This is a genomic window from Providencia zhijiangensis (genome assembly GCF_030315915.2).
Taxonomy (GTDB): Bacteria; Pseudomonadota; Gammaproteobacteria; order Enterobacterales; family Enterobacteriaceae; genus Providencia; species Providencia zhijiangensis.
This window is the reverse complement of sequence record NZ_CP135990.1, coordinates 1,137,068-1,154,593: the sequence shown is the minus strand read 5'-3', so window position 1 is coordinate 1,154,593 and position 17,526 is coordinate 1,137,068. Positions and strand designations below refer to the sequence as shown.

Below are 17,526 nucleotides of genomic sequence, written 5' to 3'. Positions count from 1 at the left end.
ATAGCTTGATTAGTATTGAATGTTTAAGCAATTATCCAAATAACTAAACGGAAGCTATTATGACTCGTATTTCACGCAACCATCATCATCACCATCATCCTGATTAGTCTTTCGGGCGATGTGTGCTGGAAGACGATCAACGACTCTTCCGGTGGCTGAAATGCGAATTGAGAAAACCCTCGGAAGATTATCTTCCGAGGGTTTTTTTATTATTAATCAAAAAGATATTTTTGGGATGTGGAGCAAAATTATGTTGGACAAATCACGTTTACGTATCGCAATACAGAAATCAGGACGTCTAAGCGAAGAGTCAAGAGAGCTACTCGCTCGCTGCGGCATTAAAATCAATTTACAACAGCAGCGACTGATTGCTTATGCAGAAAATATGCCTATTGATTTACTTCGTGTACGTGATGACGATATCCCGGGGCTGGTAATGGACGGTGTTGTTGACCTCGGTATTATTGGTGAAAACGTACTGGAAGAAGAAGTATTAAGCCGCCAAGCTCGCGGTGAAAACCCACAATTTACAACATTACGTCGCCTTGATTTTGGTGGCTGCCGCCTCTCTCTAGCTGCGCCATTAGACTTCAATTATACCGGGGCAGAATGCTTGAATGGTTCCCGTGTCGCCACCTCTTACCCATACCTACTAAAACGCTATTTTGATGAAAAAGGCGTGACATTTAAATCTTGCTTACTGAACGGTTCTGTAGAAGTCGCGCCACGCGCTGGTTTAGCCGATGCCATTTGTGACCTCGTTTCTACAGGCGCAACCCTTGAAGCAAACGGCTTAAAAGAAGTGGAAGTCATCTACCGCTCAAAAGCATGCTTAATCCAGCGTGACGGTGAAATGTCCGCCGATAAACAACAGTTAATTGACCGCATGATGACCCGTATTCAAGGGGTTATCCAAGCGCGCGAATCAAAATACATTATGTTGCATGCTCCAGGTGAAAAACTCGAAGAGATCATCGCACTGCTGCCGGGAGCCGAGCGCCCAACTATTCTGCCATTAGCAGGTGACCAAAGCCGTGTTGCCATGCACATGGTCAGCTCAGAAACTCTATTCTGGGAAACCATGGAAAAACTGAAATCCTTGGGCGCAAGTTCAATTCTTGTTTTACCAATTGAAAAAATGATGGAGTAATTCGCCATGGAACTGGGATTCAATCAACCAATTCGCTGGTCAGACTGCCTTGAAGAGCAGCAAGAAGCTTTACTGATGCGCCCTGCTATTGCCGCCTCTGGCAACATTAGCGCCGCAGTCAGTCAAATTATTGACCAAGTGCGTACAGAGGGAGATGCGGCCCTCATCGCCCTGAGCCAACGTTTTGATAAAACAGACATTACCTCTGTTCGTGTTTCACAAGAAGCCGTTGATGAAGCCCAAGCTCGCCTTGGCGATGACATTAAAGCGGCAATGAACACAGCGATTGGCAATATTCGCCGCTTCCATGAAGCCCAAAAACCTGCGCCGATCACCGTTGAAACTCAAGCAGGCGTGGTGTGCCAACAAGTGACCCGCCCGATTGATTCTGTCGGGCTGTATATTCCCGGTGGCTCCGCACCGTTGCTCTCTACGGTCATGATGTTGGGAACGCCTGCGAATATCGCCGGATGCCGCAACATTATTCTCTGCTCACCGCCACCGATTGCAGACGAAATTTTATATGCAGCCAAACTGTGCGGTATCACTGACATTTTCCAAGTCGGTGGCGCCCAAGCCATTGCTGCGATGGCATTTGGTACCCAAAGCATTCCGAGCGTTGATAAAATTTTTGGACCTGGCAATGCCTATGTCACGGAAGCCAAACGCCAAGTTAGCCAAAGCTACCAAGGTGCGGCCATTGATATGCCAGCAGGGCCATCTGAAGTGTTGGTGATTGCCGATAGCCAAGCAAACCCTGCGTTTACGGCATCGGATTTATTATCTCAAGCGGAACACGGGCCAGATTCTCAAGTGATTTTGCTCACCGATAACGCAGAGTTTGCTCAGCGTGTCATTGAAGAGACTGAAAAGCAGCTTGCGGTATTATCTCGTGCATCTATTGCGCGTGAAGCCCTCAGTGCAAGCCGTGTGATCATCGCGGACTCTATCAACCAATGTGTTGAAATCAGCAACCGCTATGGGCCTGAACACTTAATTCTGCAAACTCGCAATGCCGATGATTTGGTGGAATCTATCACCAGTGCAGGATCGGTGTTTGTTGGGGATTGGTCGCCAGAATCCGCGGGGGATTACGCTTCCGGCACCAACCACGTATTACCAACTTATGGTTACACATCAACCTATTCAAGCCTTGGCTTAGCCGATTTTATGAAGCGAATGACGGTACAAAAACTGTCGGCTCAAGGGTTACTAGGATTAGCCAACACCATAGAAACTTTGGCACAAGCGGAGCAGCTGACTGCCCACAAAAACGCCGTTACCTTACGAGTCACCGAACTAAAAAAACAAAATCAGGAGTGAACCATGAGCCAGACGTTTAACGCAGCCAGCCTTGCACGCGAAAATGTAAAAGTAATGACCCCGTATATGTCCGCCCGTCGTCTTGGGGGAAATGGGGATGTATGGCTCAATGCCAACGAATACCCAACAGCACCGGATTATCAGTTTATTGAACGTAATCTTAATCGTTACCCAGAGGCGCAACCTGCTGGCGTGATTAACAACTATGCGGCCTATGCAGGGTTATCACCTGAACAAGTCTTAGTGTGCCGTGGTGCTGATGAATCTATCGAATTATTAATCCGTGCATTTTGCGAGCCCGGTAAAGACGCAGTGATGTTCTGCCCGCCAACCTATGGCATGTACAGCGTCAGTGCAGAAACCTTTGGTGTAGAACAGAAAAAAATTCTGTCGTTACCCGACTGGTCTCTGAATGTCACCGCTATCCGCGAAAACTTATCGAATACCAAACTGATTTACATCTGTAGCCCAAATAACCCAACGGGCAACATCATCGATAATCAAGCGCTGCTGGAAGTATTAGAAATGGCTGCAGGCCGCGCGCTGGTGGTGATCGATGAAGCTTATATTGAATTTTGCCCAGAATTCAGCGTCGCGAGCTGGCTTGCCAAATACCCGAACCTAGTGATTTTAAGAACCTTATCAAAGGCATTTGCACTAGCAGGGTTACGCTGTGGATTTACCTTGGCATCCCCTGAAGTGATTGAAGTCTTACTAAAAGTCATCGCCCCTTATCCGCTCTCTACCCCTGTGGCGCTGATAGCGGAAAAAGCTCTGAATGCTGATGGCATCGCCACCATGAAAAAACGCGTGTTAGAAATTCGCGAAAATCGTATTGCGCTTTCAGAAGCTTTGCGTGACTTATCGGTTGTCGAAACCGTCTACCCAAGTGAAACCAACTATATTTTGGTGCGTTTTACCGACGGCGCTAAAGTGTTTAAAGCTCTGTGGGATCAAGGCATTATTTTACGCGACCAAAGCAAGCAACCGGGGCTAATCAACTGCCTGCGTATCACCATTGGTACCGAAATTGAAAACGTCCGTGTTATTGAAGCGATTAAAGCACTTTGCTAATTAGGAAATAGTCATGAGCCAGAAAATTCTTTTTATCGACCGTGATGGAACATTAATTACCGAACCACCGACAGATTATCAAGTGGATAGCCTCAGTAAGCTTGCCTTTGAAAATGATGTCATTCCAAGCCTATTAGCACTGCAAAAAGCCAATTATCGCTTAGTGATGATCACCAACCAAGACGGTTTAGGCACCAAGAGCTTCCCGACAGAAGATTTTGATCCGCCTCACAATTTAATGATGCAAGTGTTTGAATCTCAAGGCATCCGTTTTGATGACGTGTTGATTTGTCCACATATGCCTGCAGACAATTGCGACTGTCGCAAGCCAAAAACCAAGCTGGTGGAAAGCTACCTCAACGGCGGTGTTCTCGATATCGAAAACAGCTATGTCATCGGCGACCGCGAGACAGATATTCAGCTCGCTCAAAATATGGGCATCAAAGGGCTACGCTACAGCACCAAAGAGCTGGATTGGAATACCATCACCAACCAACTCACTAAACGTAACCGCTATGCCTTAGTCGAACGCGTAACCAAAGAGACCAACATCCAAGTAGAAGTGTGGCTTGACCAAGAAGGCGGCAGCAAAATCAACACAGGCGTTGGCTTCTTTGACCACATGCTAGACCAAATCGCGACTCACGGCGGCTTCCGCTTACGCATTGAAGTTAATGGCGACCTGTTCATTGATGATCACCACACTGTGGAAGATACAGGCCTAGCACTCGGCGAAGCGCTGCGCGTCGCACTTGGTGATAAACGCGGCATTGCCCGTTTCGGTTTCGTATTACCGATGGACGAATGCCAAGCACGCTGTGCGCTGGATATTTCGGGGCGTCCACACCTTGAATATAAAGCAGAATTTAAATATCAGCGCGTAGGTGACCTAAACACTGAAATGATCGAGCACTTCTTCAGTTCGTTATCCTACGCGATGGGCTGCACGCTACACCTGAAAACGAAAGGGAAAAACGATCACCACAAAGCGGAAAGCCTGTTCAAAGTTTTTGGTCGTACCTTACGCCAAGCTATCCGTGTTGAAGGAGATACCTTGCCTAGTTCTAAAGGAGTTCTGTAATGAAGGTTGTGATCCTCGATACTGGCTGCGCAAACTTAGCGTCCGTCGCCTATGCCGTTAAACGCCTAGGTTATGAGCCGACTGTGAGCCGCGACACCAACACCATTTTACAAGCAGACAAAGTTTTTCTGCCGGGAGTTGGCACTGCCAGCGCCGCTATGGAAAAACTGGCTGAGCGTGAACTTATCCCTTTAATTAAAGCGCTAACTCAACCCGTTTTAGGTATCTGCTTGGGGATGCAATTACTCGGCAGTATCAGTGAAGAAGGTCAAACAGAAATTCCACTGTTGGGGTTAATCGACAGCCCCGTACGCAAAATGGATGCAAACGGCTTACCTGTCCCTCACAGCGGCTGGAATCAAGTGAAAGCACTCGCGGGCAATCCCCTGTTTAAGGGGATCAGCGACGATGCCTATTTTTATTTCGTCCACAGCTATTCAATGCCTATTTCCGCCAACACCATCGCGCAAACACAATATGGCAACCTGTTTAGTAGTGCAGTGAATAAAGATAATTACTATGGTGTGCAGTTCCACCCAGAACGTTCGGGTGCTGCGGGTGCTCGCTTGATCCAAAATTTCTTGGAGATGTAAAAACCATGATCATACCAGCATTAGATTTAATTGATGGCACCGTGGTGCGTTTACATCAAGGGGACTACGCCAAACAAACAGACTATGGCACCGACCCACTTCCTCGCTTACAAGATTATGAAAAGCAAGGGGCAAAACTGCTGCACTTAGTGGATTTAACTGGCGCTAAAGACCCTCAGAAACGCCAAATTCCTCTGCTGAAAAAACTGTTGGCAGGCGTTACTGTTCCTGTGCAAGTTGGGGGGGGAATTCGTACTGAAGAAGATGTCAAAGCGCTGCTAGATGCAGGTGCGACTCGCGTGGTGATTGGATCGACGGCAGTGACCCAACCAGAGTTAGTCAAAACGTGGTTTCAACGTTATGGTGGCGACGCTATCGTACTAGCACTGGATGTGCGTATTAATACTCAAGGCATCAAAGAAATTGCCATTAGTGGTTGGCAAGAAAATTCAAACTTATCCCTTGAGCAAGCCATTGAAATATATCGCCCTTATGGCTTAAAGCATGTGCTGTGTACCGATATTTCCAAAGATGGCACGCTGGCGGGCTCCAATGTGGATTTATACCGCGAAATCAGCCAAAAATTCCCTGATATAGAGGTACAAGCTTCTGGTGGAATTGGTAATTTAAACGATATCGCCGCACTACCAGCTTCTGGCGCAGCAGGCGTAATTGTGGGTCGCGCACTATTAGAAGGCAAATTTACCGTAACGGAGGCAATCCAATGCTGGCAAAACGCATAATTCCTTGTTTGGATGTCCGTGACGGACAAGTGGTTAAAGGGGTTCAATTTCGCAATCATGAAATCATCGGTGATATAGTCCCACTGGCTCAACGCTATGCCCAAGAAGGGGCTGACGAATTAGTTTTCTATGATATTACCGCCTCGTCTGACGGTCGTGTTGTTGATAAAAGCTGGGTCGCCAAAGTGGCGGAAGTGATTGATATTCCATTCTGCGTTGCGGGTGGGATCAAAAGTGTCGAGGACGCCGCGCAAATCCTCTCTTTTGGGGCGGATAAAATTTCTATCAACTCCCCTGCACTGTCCGACCCTACACTGATTAGCCGCTTGGCTGATCGCTTTGGCGTTCAGTGTATTGTGGTCGGTATTGACACGTGGTTTGATGCCCAAACCAATGAATATTTGGTTTATCAATTCACTGGCGATGAAAAACGCACCACCCAAACTCGCTGGAAAACCCTTGATTGGGTGAAAGAAGTTCAGCAGCGTGGCGCCGGAGAAATTGTGCTCAATATGATGAACCAAGACGGTGTACGCCAAGGTTACGATCTGGTACAACTGAAAAAAGTTCGTGAAGTGTGCCAAGTCCCACTGATCGCCTCCGGCGGCGCAGGGGAAAAAATCCACTTCCTAGACGCCTTTACTGACGCTGGCGTCGATGGCGCTTTAGCCGCTTCGGTGTTCCACAAGCAGATTATTAACATCGGTGACTTAAAGCAGTACTTAGCAGAAAATGGAGTTCAAATAAGAGTATGTTAACCACAGAACAATGTAATCAGCTTGCATGGCAAAAAGTCGATAACCTGATGCCCGTCATCGTTCAGCACGCTATTTCTGGTGATGTTCTCATGTTGGGTTATATGAACCAAGAAGCGCTGAAAGTTACTTTAGAGAGCCGTAAAGTCACCTTTTTCTCTCGCACCAAACAACGTTTGTGGACTAAAGGGGAAACCTCCAACAATTTTCTGAATTTGGTGGATATTGTTGCTGACTGCGATAACGATACGCTGCTTGCCATGGCTCTGCCTGATGGCCCAACCTGCCATAACGGTACCACCAGCTGCTTTGCGCCGGCTCAAAGCGAATGGGGTTTTTTATATGAATTAGAAACCTTACTGAAAGAGCGTAAAAATGCCTCGCCAGAAAGTTCATATACTGCCCGTTTGTATGCTAGCGGCACCAAGCGTATTGCACAAAAAGTGGGTGAAGAAGGCGTTGAAACCGCACTCGCTGCCACGGTTAATGACCGTGAAGAATTAACCAACGAAGCCGCCGATTTGATGTATCACTTAATGGTTTTACTTCAAGATCAAGACCTTGATTTAACCGCCATTATCAAGCGTTTGAAAGAGCGTCATCAGTAACTAGCTTAAGGGTAACTATTTTATGATAGCTGCCCTTACTTTCTTCTCTCGTCATTGTTTCTCTCTCTGAACTTGCTATCATTCCCTTCATTTGATGTGGACTTTTGAAGGAGCTCATTGTGTCTGACAATGACGTTTTTACACAATTAACCCAATTACTGAATAGCCAAAATGCAAAATATCGCGTGATGGAACATCCAACTGCGGGGAAATCTGAAGAAGTGGCAAAAATCCGCGGCACACAGCTAGGTCAAGGCGCCAAAGGATTAGTCTGTCATGTGAAAGGAAATGGCATTCGCCAGCATGTTTTAGCCATCTTACCTGCTGATCAACAAGCGGATTTAGGTAAGATTGCCAAAGCCATTGGCGGTACTCGAGCCTCATTAGCTAGCCCAAAGGAAGTCGATGAACTCACCCATTGTGTTTTCGGCGCTATCCCGCCATTTAGCTTTCATCCATCGTTGAAGCTTATCGCTGATCCCTACCTGTTCACCCGCTTTGATGAACTCGCATTTAATGCGGGGAGCCTAGAACGCTCAATTATTCTCAATACCCAAGATTACCAGCGTATCGCTTCACCCACTTTAGTCGAGTTTATTCGCACAAATGATGAATAACTCATCACACTGATTGATTAGGAGCCACCATCATCAGCTGGCTCCTAAATGACACTCAACGCGGTTTATCCAAATAATAGGCAGCGATGGTTTCAACAACAATCTGCTCATTGGGTATAACATCATAATCTGGAATAGTAACAATAAAATTTACCGTTTGTTTTGGCTTAATTGAGCTCGTCACTCTATGGTTTGTTTCCCCAATAAACACGCCATCCTTCAGTAGCTCAAATCTAATATAGGTCTGATATAAAACAACATTTGAAACATTCGTGATGTTGCCAATTATCTCAGGGTAATCCAGTTGATCATTATATTTGATTTCAATCTGACTAATATTAATCGGTGCAGGATATGCGACCGCTTTTTCCGAGGATGCATAAAGAAAAGAGGAAAAACAGCTACTAATAATGGGAAACAACAAAATACAACGATGAGAAGCCAATAAATGAAAAATACGACAAGTTAATTTCTTCATAGGCGTTGACTCAAATTAAAACTGCATGAGTTTGATACTGCATGAGCAAACCTAACATTTTACTGCCTAATTAACGTACTCGTATTATGGTAATAAATAAGCCAAGGTTGTCACAAAATGATGGGTAATTAATCCTAAAAAGGGCTATCGAGCGATAACCCTTCAAATTGAAAAAAAAGATTTTAAGCACTATTCCCGATTAATAAGTTTCGTCATACTGCTCGCTAGCCTCTCTTAAGGCCTGAAAATCCGAATTGCAAATAAACACTTTCAATGCTTCGAATTTATCTTCATGTGTAGTGGTCAACTAAAATTGGCCACGGTTTTAGAGTTTTTCCGGTATTGGTTTTCTGATTCGTTTGGTGGTAATCCACCGTTATATTCATGCGGCCTGACTTCGCTGTAATACCCGACGATATAATCCGTTATTGCATGGGCTGCTTCACTGAAGCTGATGTAGCCGGTCACCGGCACCCACTCATTTTTCAGACTTCTGAAGAAGCGCTCCATCGGGCTGTTATCCCAGCAGTTACCACGCCTACTCATACTTTGTTTTATCCGGTATCGCCACAGTAACTGTCGGAACTGCCTGCTTGTATAGTGGCTACCCTGATCACTGTGGAACATGAGCCCGGATGGCTTATTTCGTATTTCCCATGCCATTTTCAGCGCTTTGGTTGTCAGTTTGCTGTCCGGAGAAAATGACATTGCCCAGCCCACGGGTTTCCTTGCGAACAGGTCGAGTACAACGGCCAGGTATGCCCAGCGTTTACCGGTCCAGATATACGTTACGTCGCCGCACCATACCTGATTGGGCTCTGTCACTGCGAACTGTCGCTCAAGGTGGTTCGGGATAGCAATGTGTTCATGACCGCCACGTTTATACCGGTGAACAGGCTGCTGACAGCTCACCAGCCCCATCTCCTTCATTAGCCGTCCGGCAAGCCATCGTCCCATCCGGAAGCCCCTGTGTGTTGCCATTACAGCGATACTTCTTGCACCTGCTGAGCCATGACTGAGGCCGTGCAGCTCCTGAACCTGACTACGTAATACGGCTCTCCTGCCGTCCGGATTGTCAGGCCGGTTTTCCCGGTATCTATAGCTGCTGCGGTGAACTCCGAACACGCAGCAAAGAGTGGCCACAGGATAATGCGCTCTGAGTTTCCCGATCACCGAGACCTGTTCAGGGAGTCTGACATCAAGAGCGCGGTAGCCTTTTTTAATATTTCGTTTTCCATTTCAATACGTTGAATTTTTTTCTTCAGCTCACGTATCTCAATTTGTTCCGGCGTGATAGGGGATGCTTTCGGTGTTTTGCCTGCCCGTTCGTCCCGTAATTGCTTTACCCACCGCGTCAAGGTGGAAAGCCCGACATTCATGGCTTTCGCGGCATCTGCAACTGTATAGTTCTGATCCACAACCAGCTGGGCTGATTCACGTCTGAATTCTGCACTGAAATTTCGTTTTTTCATTAAGGCACCTGTGTTGTTCTGAGGTGAGCATATCACCTCTGTTCAGGTGGCCAAATTTATTAAACCACTACAATGCCATTCATAGATCTTCAACGCTAATAATTGCTCGATTACATCAGGGGAAAAGCGCGTATTAATTGGCTTTGCAGGGTTACCACCAACAATGGTGTAAGGCGCCACATCTTTAACCACGACACTGTTTGCCGCAATCACCGCACCTTCCCCTATTTGAACGCCCGGCATAATAAATGCCCGCATTCCAATCCAAACGCCATCGCCAATAATGGTATCACCTTTACCAATATAGGCCTCTTCAATATATTCAAGAAAAGGGTACAAACAGAACCAATCTAATCGATGGGTATGATTTCCCCCCATCAAAATAACGGCTTCCGCCCCAATACACACATAATCGCCAATATAAAGTTGGTCGATATCCCAAGCTAATTGCCAATCTCGGCTCTGTTCATCGCCTTGTAAATAACGCACGACAGACTGTTCAAAACCGCCATCCCAACAATCACTATAATAACTGTGGCGTCCTTTAAGATGGATATTGGGATTTTTAACAACTTCATGTAATAACTGCGTTTTCGACCAATGTTTATTTTTCATGGTAAATAACCTTTAAATCAGTATTTTATTACCATAGAACGCATTCTATGGTGATGTAATTGCGTTCACACTACATCACCGCTAACCGATCCTCGGCTGCTTTAATAATGGATTATTAACCATAACGATTACTCTATTTTCTCTATTATGGCAGCGCGTTTTATACTGGTTTTTCTTGCAATTAATCCGAAAATACATCCCGCTAGCATCACTAGAGCAAGGGACAATTTCGGTGCTATCGGTAACGCAATTGCACATAACCCTAATACAGCACCACCCGCCATTTGCACAAACCCCACGAGGGCTGATGCCGCCCCAGCTTCATTGCCAAATGGCTCTAACGCATAGCTTGTCGCCGTGCCCATCATAAAGGCAAGCCCTGTACACGCACAGGCAACCGGCAACATATACACTAACCAATGGGTTTGCATTTCAGGTGAAAGTACCATCAAACCGAATAATAAGCCGATGCAACCAAGTGCCATCATGACACTACCGATTGATAAACATGCTGGACGCCCCATTTTTCGAATGCAGTAATTCGCGATATAACTCGCCAGCATGATCCAGAAACCATTAACACCAAAGACAATCGAAAATGCGAGAGGCGATAGCTTAGCATCCCCCATTAATACGCTAGGGGCTAGAGAGACATACGTCAGTGCCATGCCCATTGCGCCGGCATTTACCAATGCAAAAATCAAAAAATGCTCGCTGGTTAAAATTCGAAAATAGCTCTTAAATTGAAGCTTTTTAACCTGCAGTAAACTGACTGGGCGCGTTTCTGGTAGGAAAAATAGAATCAGCAAGAAAATTGCCACAGCGTAAATCGCCAAGAACCAAAATGGCGCTCGCCATCCCCATGCTTCCGCCAGCAATCCCCCTAATAAAGGCGCCAAGGCGGGCACAATATTAAGTGTTCCGTTTAAAAAACCAAATGCTCTCGCGGCTTCTGTGCCATTCATACGGTCACGGACACAACTAAATGCCACTACAGAGGTGCAGCACACAGCCACTCCTTGTAACAGCCGGGAAGCAATAAATAACCCTGCCGTCGTTGAAAATGCGGCCACAATGGAGCCAGCTAGATAAATAGCTAACCCAATGATAGCGATAGGCTTACGACCAAATCTATCGACTAATGGCCCAGAAATTAGCTGTCCAATCCCTAAGACTAAAATAAATAATCCGATGGTCGATTGGATTATAGACTCGCTACTCCCTAAATCTTTAGCTATAGCTGGAATAGTCGGTAAATACAGATCTATCCCAAGAGGCCCTAATAGGACTAAAAGTAATAATAAAGCGAGAAATTTATGCATATGACCGATTCTGAGCAGGTGAGTTATCGATAGCGATTTCGAAAATGGCTATCGATAATATCAGAATTTCTGTATAGATATCGAATCTTATCGATACTTGGTAATTGCATGAACCACTTCGGTGCCTCTTATCGGCTGTAAATCATCATTATCAATCAAGACACGAATATCTCTTGGTAATAACTTTTCGTTCAATAAACGGTACACGGTACGCTGGTTATCGATCCGATAAATGGTATATCGAATTAATTGAGTGGAGCCTAAATTATCAAAATAATAATATTCATCCCCTTTTTTCCATACCTGGCCAAATCTGCGATTATCTAAATCACCCACCTTTTCCCATGGTGCGCTATTCGTCTCATTGAAACGATAAATTTTTGTACTCCGTGAAATTAACCCCGGATTTTTATTGGTTCCCCAAATCTCGGAATCCTGTAGATAATACGTTTGGTTATTATGAGTGAACACTAAAGGCGCAATTTCTTTTAATTCACCGTCAATAAATGGATTCGCTCCCGCGCGAACAATAGTTTCTTTTTCTCTATGATAGAAAAATACGCCATCCTTAGAGAGAAATAACGCTTGATTCACATGCTGGCCATTACGGCTTATTAGCTGGTAAGGAGCATGTTGCTCAGGAAATAAAATATCATTCATCGCCACATTGCCAGATTGCGGATCAATCAAATAACCTTCTTGAAATAACCCATCCAATATCAAGCTGTATAAACCAGAATGACTCTTTATTGGCAATTTATATTGGTCATAATAGACGTTCCGATTATCACGATAAAAATGAAGGCTATCTCGTACAGAGTTATCATCTTGTACCGTACCAATATCCTGTAAGGTCGCAGGATCAGCATCCGGCATATATTCGCCTTTATAAAAAACACGCTGCCCGTCAGTTGCCAAATAACGTGATAATAATGCTTGATATGGCGTCGATGATGCGGGAAGTGGCTTCATCGGATAAATATAGGTTTGCGGTTTACTCCCTAAATCCCAACCATATAACCAAGACTGAAATAATTCATCCATTGTTGAAAGCTCATAATTTCTTACTGAGCCCATTGAGCAATATACGGTCTGATTTCCATCGGTAAAATAGTCATTCCCCACGATTATCACGCTGTTAGGATTAAATGCAGGGATTGCTAAATTTCCACAATAAACATGATTTTTATCTAATGCCACTTGCTGCTCATAACGCGAACTTTCAGGTAATAACGCAAAGCTAGAAGGGTCTGCATTCTCTATCAGATAATCGCCATTACTTGGAACACTCGCATACACTTTATCATTATAAATGGTGTAAATACTGTAGCCGAGCTTCTCACCATTATGGCGGAGCTCAGAACTAGGCTCTTTGTTCATAGAAAGCACGATGCCGGATATAAAGGCACAAGATAAAGTAAAAATAATGCCGAATACTGTAAGAATAATTATTTTGGCTTTCATGCTGTGGAATACCTACTTTGTTTTTTTAGTCTATTTTTTGTCAGAGTATTCAACGGGAAAAGCGTGAGGAAAGAAATACTCGAAGTCTGAAAGTGTATAAAAAGCTAGAAATAAAAAAGGCGCTCAATTGAGCACCTTTTTCACTTATGGAAGATAACCTAACGGTTTATCTTTATTCCATCCACTCAGTGTGGAAAACGCCTTCTTTATCAGTACGTTTATAAGTATGAGCACCAAAGTAGTCACGCTGCGCTTGAATTAAGTTCGCAGGCAGTACCGCTGAGCGGTAGCTATCGTAGTAAGAAATAGCCGCTGAGAATGTTGGTGTTGGGATACCGTTTTGCACGCCATAGCAGACAACATCACGCAGAGCTTGTTGGTACTCATCTGCGATTTGCTTGAAGTAAGGTGCTAACAGTAAGTTTGCGATCTGCGCATTGTCATTGTATGCATCAGTGATTTTTTGCAGGAACTGCGCACGGATGATACAGCCAGCACGGAAGATTTTCGCGATTTCGCCGTAGTTCAGATCCCAGTTGTATTCATCTGACGCTGCTTTCAATTGTTGGAAGCCTTGAGCGTAAGAAACGATTTTACCTAAGTAAAGTGCACGGCGTACTTTCTCGATAAAGACTTTTTTATCACCTTCAACGGTTTTCAGTACTGGACCCGTTAAAACTTTAGATGCAGCAACACGTTGGTCTTTCAGGAAAGAGATATAACGCGCAAAGACAGATTCAGTGATCAAAGTCAGTGGGATGCCAAGATCTAAAGCACTTTGGCTAGTCCATTTCCCGGTACCTTTGTTAGCCGCTTCATCTAAAATGACATCTACCAGATATTTACCTTCTTCATCTTTTTTCTTGAAGATATCCGCTGTAATTTCAATCAGGTAGCTGCTCAGTTCGCCTTGGTTCCACTCAGAGAACGTTTCCGCCAGCTCTTCATTGCTCAGGTTCAGAGAACCTTTTAATAAAGAGTAAGCTTCAGCGATTAATTGCATGTCACCGTATTCGATACCGTTGTGAACCATTTTCACATAATGACCAGCTCCGTCTGGACCGATGTAAGTTACACACGGTTCGCCTTCCGCTTTCGCTGCAATCTCTTTTAAGATTGGGGCAACTAATTCGTATGCTTCTTTTTGTCCACCAGGCATGATTGAAGGGCCTTTCAGTGCGCCTTCTTCACCACCGGAAACACCTGTACCGATGAAGTTGAATCCTTGTTCTGACAGTTCGCGATTACGACGGATTGTGTCTTTATACAGGGTATTACCACCGTCGATTAAAATGTCGCCCTTGTCTAAATGTGGCGTTAATGCAGCAATGGTTTTGTCCGTTGCTTCACCCGCTTTAACCATCAACAGGATGCGGCGTGGTTTTTCCAGAGAGTCGACAAACTCTTCAATCGTGTAGTTGGGAACTAATTTTTTCCCTGGATTTTCGGCAATGACTTCATCAGTTTTATCTTTTGAACGGTTAAAAATAGATACTGAGTAACCGCGACTTTCGATGTTCAGGGCTAAGTTGCGACCCATGACCGCCATTCCGACAACACCAATCTGCTGCTTTGACATGAAAAACTCCTGTCTGATTAGGACCAAGTCAGCCTCGATTGTGCTGACATTCTGTTAACGGGATCACATGTTAACTCAGGATGCTGCTCCATGGTAGTTATTGATGCAATCGATAAACCAATCGAATCATTTTTTGTCAAATATCACGCTACTTGAATGAATTTTTATTGATATTTAGGTCAACAAACCTCATTATTCACCAGTCGGTATAAGCCGTCATATCAGAAGGTAAAACAAACTGTATGGAATGGATCGCAGATCCTTCGATTTGGGCGGGTTTAGCTACCCTAATCGTTCTTGAAATCGTTCTTGGTATTGATAACCTCGTTTTTATCGCCATTCTGGCCGATAAACTCCCAGCTAAACTGCGTGATAGAGCTCGTATCACAGGGTTAACGTGTGCCCTGGTAATGCGTATCATTCTATTATTCAGCCTTTCATGGTTGATCACGCTGACCCAACCTATCCTAACTCTATTTGAGCATCCATTTAGCGCCAGAGACCTGATAATGCTTATCGGGGGGATATTCCTCTTGTTTAAAGCCACTATGGAGCTAAATGAGCGGTTAGAAGGAAAGGACGAGCATACCAACAATCAACGTAAAACCTCCAATTTCTGGGCGGTTGTCGCGCAAATTATCGTATTAGATGCGGTGTTCTCATTGGACTCCGTGATCACTGCGGTCGGTATGGTTGACCATATCGGCGTTATGGTTGCAGCGGTGACTATCGCCATGATGTTAATGATCTGGGCAAGTAAACCACTGACTAGCTTCGTTAATGCGCACCCAACCATCGTCATTTTATGTTTAAGCTTCTTGCTGATGATTGGTTTCAGCCTTGTGGCTGAAGGTTTTGGTTACGCCATTCCAAAAGGTTATCTGTATGCGGCAATTGGTTTCTCTATCATGATAGAGATGCTCAACCAGTTTGCGCAGTTTAACCGCCGTAAATTCTTAAAAGGTAGCCGTCCTCTACGTGAACGTACCGCAGAGGCTGTCTTACGTATTTTAAGTGGCAAAACTGAGCGTGGTGAATTAGACGCAAGAACCTCTGATTTAATCTCCGATAATCAATCTGTATTTGACCCACAAGAGCGCTTAATGATTGCTCGTGTATTGGGTATGGCGCAACGCAACGTCGAAAGTATTATGACGTCCCGCCATGACGTAGATTATCTGGATATCAATAAATCCTCATCTGAACTGATTGAATTGATGGAGAAAAATCCACACTCACGTTTTGTTGTGGTTGATGAAAGTATCGGCGATGACCCAATTGGTGTGGTGTATGTCTTAGATCTCGTCAAACAGCAACTTAGTGGTGAACAACTGAATTTACGTGCGCTGGTCACCCAGCCACTTATCTTCCCTGAAGGTTTATCACTGTTAAAAGCGTTAGAACAGTTCCGAAAAGCTCATACACACTTTGCTTTCGTTGTGGACGAATTTGGTTCAGTCGAAGGTATCGTGACATTAACAGACGTAATGGAAACTATCGCAGGTAATTTACCGGTTGGCGACGAAGAAAATGACTCCCGCCATGACATTCAAAAATTGGATGATGGTACATGGATTGCCAATGGCTTTATGCCACTGGAAGATTTAATTATGTATATCCCAATGGAGCTGGATGATAAGCGTGAGTATGAAACCATTGCCGGTCTTTTAATGGAACATTTACAACGCGTTCCTGAAGTGGGTGAGCAAGTCGAAATCAATGGCTGTATTTTCCAACCTCTTGAGGTAAATAGCCATCGCGTTAATAAAGTCTTGATTACACCACCTGCACCTGTGGGCGATGGCTACGATTATGTGGATGACTAATCTGGCTTAAGACAATGTGTGATTAAGACAATGTGTGATTAAGACAATGTGTGACTAAAACTAGTCACGATTAATACAATCTAAATACCGGCCTTTATCTTAATATTGAGCCGGTATTTTTTTGCCCGTAATGAGGGGAAATGCATCTTACTCAAATGTAACCGCGTTTTTTTAAAGAAAAAATCATTCGCCCATTGAATAATTTAAATAGTTTAATAATTAACTTTTAATGAGAGCATCCATCATGAAGGCGATCACAACTAATCATACTCCGGCGGTTCAACTTCGCCGTATGAGTACGACCGACCCTAAAGGCGATGTCACTGAATTTGCACGTTCAACCAAGAGCGTCAATAATGATTCAACCCAACATCCACAGGTAACTACGGACAAAAAAACCGTTCATCTGAAAGACATTAAAACCCTGAAGAGTAATATTTCAGACGCTTTAACATCTATTAAGTCACAAGTTGATAGCTTGATGGATAGCCGTACGCCATCATGGAAAAAAGATCCTACAAGCATCAAAAAACAGCTAACAAAACTTGCAAGTTCAATCCAAGCATATCAAGACAAATTAGATAGCTCTTCATATAAGCATCACCATTCAAAACAAGAAACGCTCACAAAACTGAATGATGCAATTTTAGTAAGCAAAAACAAAATTAACACAATTGAAAGTAAAGTATTGCTCGAGGATGTATCTCATAACGAACATCGCAGTAACAATACTAAAATAGATAGAGATATCGCGGCAGTCAGAGCGAAAGATTACGAGGAGTACGGACATAAATAATTTTATTATTGTGTCTATAAATATAGAACC

General features: G+C 44.3%; 17 protein-coding genes and 1 other annotated feature. Of the genes, 11 read left to right on the top strand and 6 right to left on the bottom strand.

Annotated features, from left to right (window positions below; translation table 11 throughout):
* The first annotated feature begins 82 nt into the window (after positions 1 to 82).
* Positions 83 to 210, top strand: a sequence feature (His leader region).
* 40 nt (positions 211 to 250) lie between these two features.
* From hisG to QS795_RS05165, 9 genes are all read left to right on the top strand, one after another.
* On the top strand, positions 251 to 1,150 hold the full coding sequence (gene hisG / locus QS795_RS05205; RefSeq protein ID WP_036952018.1) for an ATP phosphoribosyltransferase: 900 nt from the start codon (positions 251 to 253) through the stop codon (positions 1,148 to 1,150).
* A 6-nt stretch (positions 1,151 to 1,156) separates the two neighbouring features.
* Positions 1,157 to 2,473 (top strand): histidinol dehydrogenase, encoded by a 1,317-nt coding sequence (gene hisD, locus QS795_RS05200; protein ID WP_318626988.1) that lies wholly within the window; start codon positions 1,157 to 1,159, stop codon positions 2,471 to 2,473.
* Between the two features lie 3 nt (positions 2,474 to 2,476).
* Entirely contained in the window at positions 2,477 to 3,547 is a 1,071-nt protein-coding gene (gene hisC / locus QS795_RS05195; protein ID WP_154638976.1) for a histidinol-phosphate transaminase, read from the top strand.
* A 13-nt stretch (positions 3,548 to 3,560) separates the two neighbouring features.
* Entirely contained in the window at positions 3,561 to 4,628 is a 1,068-nt protein-coding gene (gene hisB / locus QS795_RS05190) for a bifunctional histidinol-phosphatase/imidazoleglycerol-phosphate dehydratase HisB (protein ID WP_286272182.1), read from the top strand.
* Positions 4,628 to 5,221: an imidazole glycerol phosphate synthase subunit HisH gene (gene hisH / locus QS795_RS05185; RefSeq protein WP_154604340.1), complete on the top strand. Its 594-nt coding sequence runs from the start codon at positions 4,628 to 4,630 to the stop codon at positions 5,219 to 5,221. Before hisB ends, hisH begins: the two co-directional genes overlap by 1 nt.
* 5 nt (positions 5,222 to 5,226) lie before the next feature.
* On the top strand, positions 5,227 to 5,964 hold the full coding sequence (gene hisA, locus QS795_RS05180) for a 1-(5-phosphoribosyl)-5-[(5-phosphoribosylamino)methylideneamino]imidazole-4-carboxamide isomerase (protein WP_286272178.1): 738 nt from the start codon (positions 5,227 to 5,229) through the stop codon (positions 5,962 to 5,964).
* Entirely contained in the window at positions 5,946 to 6,722 is a 777-nt protein-coding gene (hisF, locus tag QS795_RS05175) for an imidazole glycerol phosphate synthase subunit HisF (protein WP_154604342.1), read from the top strand. The genes hisA and hisF overlap by 19 nt, the downstream gene beginning before the upstream one ends.
* Positions 6,716 to 7,327 carry a bifunctional phosphoribosyl-AMP cyclohydrolase/phosphoribosyl-ATP diphosphatase HisIE gene (gene hisIE, locus QS795_RS05170; RefSeq protein ID WP_154604343.1) on the top strand — a complete coding sequence of 204 codons (612 nt, stop codon included), beginning with the start codon at positions 6,716 to 6,718 and terminating at the stop codon, positions 7,325 to 7,327. The genes hisF and hisIE overlap by 7 nt, the downstream gene beginning before the upstream one ends.
* A 188-nt stretch (positions 7,328 to 7,515) precedes the next feature.
* Positions 7,516 to 7,944 carry a YbaK/prolyl-tRNA synthetase associated domain-containing protein gene (locus QS795_RS05165; RefSeq protein WP_230089182.1) on the top strand — a complete coding sequence of 143 codons (429 nt, stop codon included), beginning with the start codon at positions 7,516 to 7,518 and terminating at the stop codon, positions 7,942 to 7,944.
* A gap of 55 nt (positions 7,945 to 7,999) precedes the next feature.
* Here the strand turns inward: QS795_RS05165 and QS795_RS05160 are convergent, their stop codons facing one another.
* The 6 genes from QS795_RS05160 to gndA form a co-directional block, all read right to left on the bottom strand.
* The gene (locus QS795_RS05160; RefSeq protein ID WP_154604345.1) at positions 8,000 to 8,422 is read right to left on the bottom strand and encodes an FxLYD domain-containing protein; all 423 of its coding nucleotides are present in this window, start codon (positions 8,420 to 8,422) and stop codon (positions 8,000 to 8,002) included.
* A 303-nt stretch (positions 8,423 to 8,725) separates the two neighbouring features.
* Positions 8,726 to 9,894, bottom strand: a protein-coding gene (locus tag QS795_RS05155) for an IS3 family transposase (protein ID WP_166685554.1) whose coding sequence is annotated in 2 segments (ribosomal slippage) — positions 8,726 to 9,645 and positions 9,645 to 9,894 — 1,170 coding nt in all. Because the reading frame shifts where the segments join, the coding sequence is not laid out codon by codon here.
* Between the two features lie 42 nt (positions 9,895 to 9,936).
* Positions 9,937 to 10,509: a CatB-related O-acetyltransferase gene (locus QS795_RS05150; RefSeq protein ID WP_318626984.1), complete on the bottom strand. Its 573-nt coding sequence runs from the start codon at positions 10,507 to 10,509 to the stop codon at positions 9,937 to 9,939.
* Positions 10,510 to 10,637: 128 nt separating this feature from the next.
* Positions 10,638 to 11,831 (bottom strand): multidrug effflux MFS transporter, encoded by a 1,194-nt coding sequence (locus QS795_RS05145; protein ID WP_154604347.1) that lies wholly within the window; start codon positions 11,829 to 11,831, stop codon positions 10,638 to 10,640.
* An 87-nt stretch (positions 11,832 to 11,918) separates the two neighbouring features.
* The gene (locus QS795_RS05140; RefSeq protein WP_286270253.1) at positions 11,919 to 13,295 is read right to left on the bottom strand and encodes a DKNYY domain-containing protein; all 1,377 of its coding nucleotides are present in this window, start codon (positions 13,293 to 13,295) and stop codon (positions 11,919 to 11,921) included.
* A gap of 172 nt (positions 13,296 to 13,467) precedes the next feature.
* Positions 13,468 to 14,874 carry an NADP-dependent phosphogluconate dehydrogenase gene (gene gndA, locus QS795_RS05135; protein WP_108478980.1) on the bottom strand — a complete coding sequence of 469 codons (1,407 nt, stop codon included), beginning with the start codon at positions 14,872 to 14,874 and terminating at the stop codon, positions 13,468 to 13,470.
* 242 nt (positions 14,875 to 15,116) lie between these two features.
* Here gndA and QS795_RS05130 point away from each other — a divergent pair, with 242 nt between their 5' ends.
* Positions 15,117 to 16,700, top strand: a complete 1,584-nt coding sequence (locus QS795_RS05130; RefSeq protein WP_154604349.1) for a TerC family protein — start codon at positions 15,117 to 15,119, stop codon at positions 16,698 to 16,700.
* A gap of 244 nt (positions 16,701 to 16,944) precedes the next feature.
* Entirely contained in the window at positions 16,945 to 17,496 is a 552-nt protein-coding gene (locus QS795_RS05125) for a hypothetical protein (protein ID WP_286270250.1), read from the top strand.
* The last annotated feature ends 30 nt before the right edge of the window (positions 17,497 to 17,526 follow it).

What these genes read in the sequence shown, in the direction of transcription:
- gndA (WP_108478980.1), bottom strand. Translation starts at nt 14,874, where the DNA reads ATGTCAAAGCAGCAGATTGGTGTTGTCGGAATGGCGGTCATGGGTCGC.
- QS795_RS05160 (WP_154604345.1), bottom strand. Translation starts at nt 8,422, where the DNA reads ATGAAGAAATTAACTTGTCGTATTTTTCATTTATTGGCTTCTCATCGT.
- hisA (WP_286272178.1), top strand. Translation starts at nt 5,227, where the DNA reads ATGATCATACCAGCATTAGATTTAATTGATGGCACCGTGGTGCGTTTA.
- QS795_RS05165 (WP_230089182.1), top strand. Translation starts at nt 7,516, where the DNA reads ATGGAACATCCAACTGCGGGGAAATCTGAAGAAGTGGCAAAAATCCGC.
- hisC (WP_154638976.1), top strand. Translation starts at nt 2,477, where the DNA reads ATGAGCCAGACGTTTAACGCAGCCAGCCTTGCACGCGAAAATGTAAAA.
- hisIE (WP_154604343.1), top strand. Translation starts at nt 6,716, where the DNA reads ATGTTAACCACAGAACAATGTAATCAGCTTGCATGGCAAAAAGTCGAT.
- hisD (WP_318626988.1), top strand. Translation starts at nt 1,157, where the DNA reads ATGGAACTGGGATTCAATCAACCAATTCGCTGGTCAGACTGCCTTGAA.
- hisB (WP_286272182.1), top strand. Translation starts at nt 3,561, where the DNA reads ATGAGCCAGAAAATTCTTTTTATCGACCGTGATGGAACATTAATTACC.
- QS795_RS05150 (WP_318626984.1), bottom strand. Translation starts at nt 10,509, where the DNA reads ATGAAAAATAAACATTGGTCGAAAACGCAGTTATTACATGAAGTTGTT.
- QS795_RS05130 (WP_154604349.1), top strand. Translation starts at nt 15,117, where the DNA reads ATGGAATGGATCGCAGATCCTTCGATTTGGGCGGGTTTAGCTACCCTA.
- hisH (WP_154604340.1), top strand. Translation starts at nt 4,628, where the DNA reads ATGAAGGTTGTGATCCTCGATACTGGCTGCGCAAACTTAGCGTCCGTC.
- hisG (WP_036952018.1), top strand. Translation starts at nt 251, where the DNA reads ATGTTGGACAAATCACGTTTACGTATCGCAATACAGAAATCAGGACGT.
- QS795_RS05140 (WP_286270253.1), bottom strand. Translation starts at nt 13,295, where the DNA reads ATGAAAGCCAAAATAATTATTCTTACAGTATTCGGCATTATTTTTACT.
- QS795_RS05125 (WP_286270250.1), top strand. Translation starts at nt 16,945, where the DNA reads ATGAAGGCGATCACAACTAATCATACTCCGGCGGTTCAACTTCGCCGT.
- QS795_RS05145 (WP_154604347.1), bottom strand. Translation starts at nt 11,831, where the DNA reads ATGCATAAATTTCTCGCTTTATTATTACTTTTAGTCCTATTAGGGCCT.
- hisF (WP_154604342.1), top strand. Translation starts at nt 5,946, where the DNA reads ATGCTGGCAAAACGCATAATTCCTTGTTTGGATGTCCGTGACGGACAA.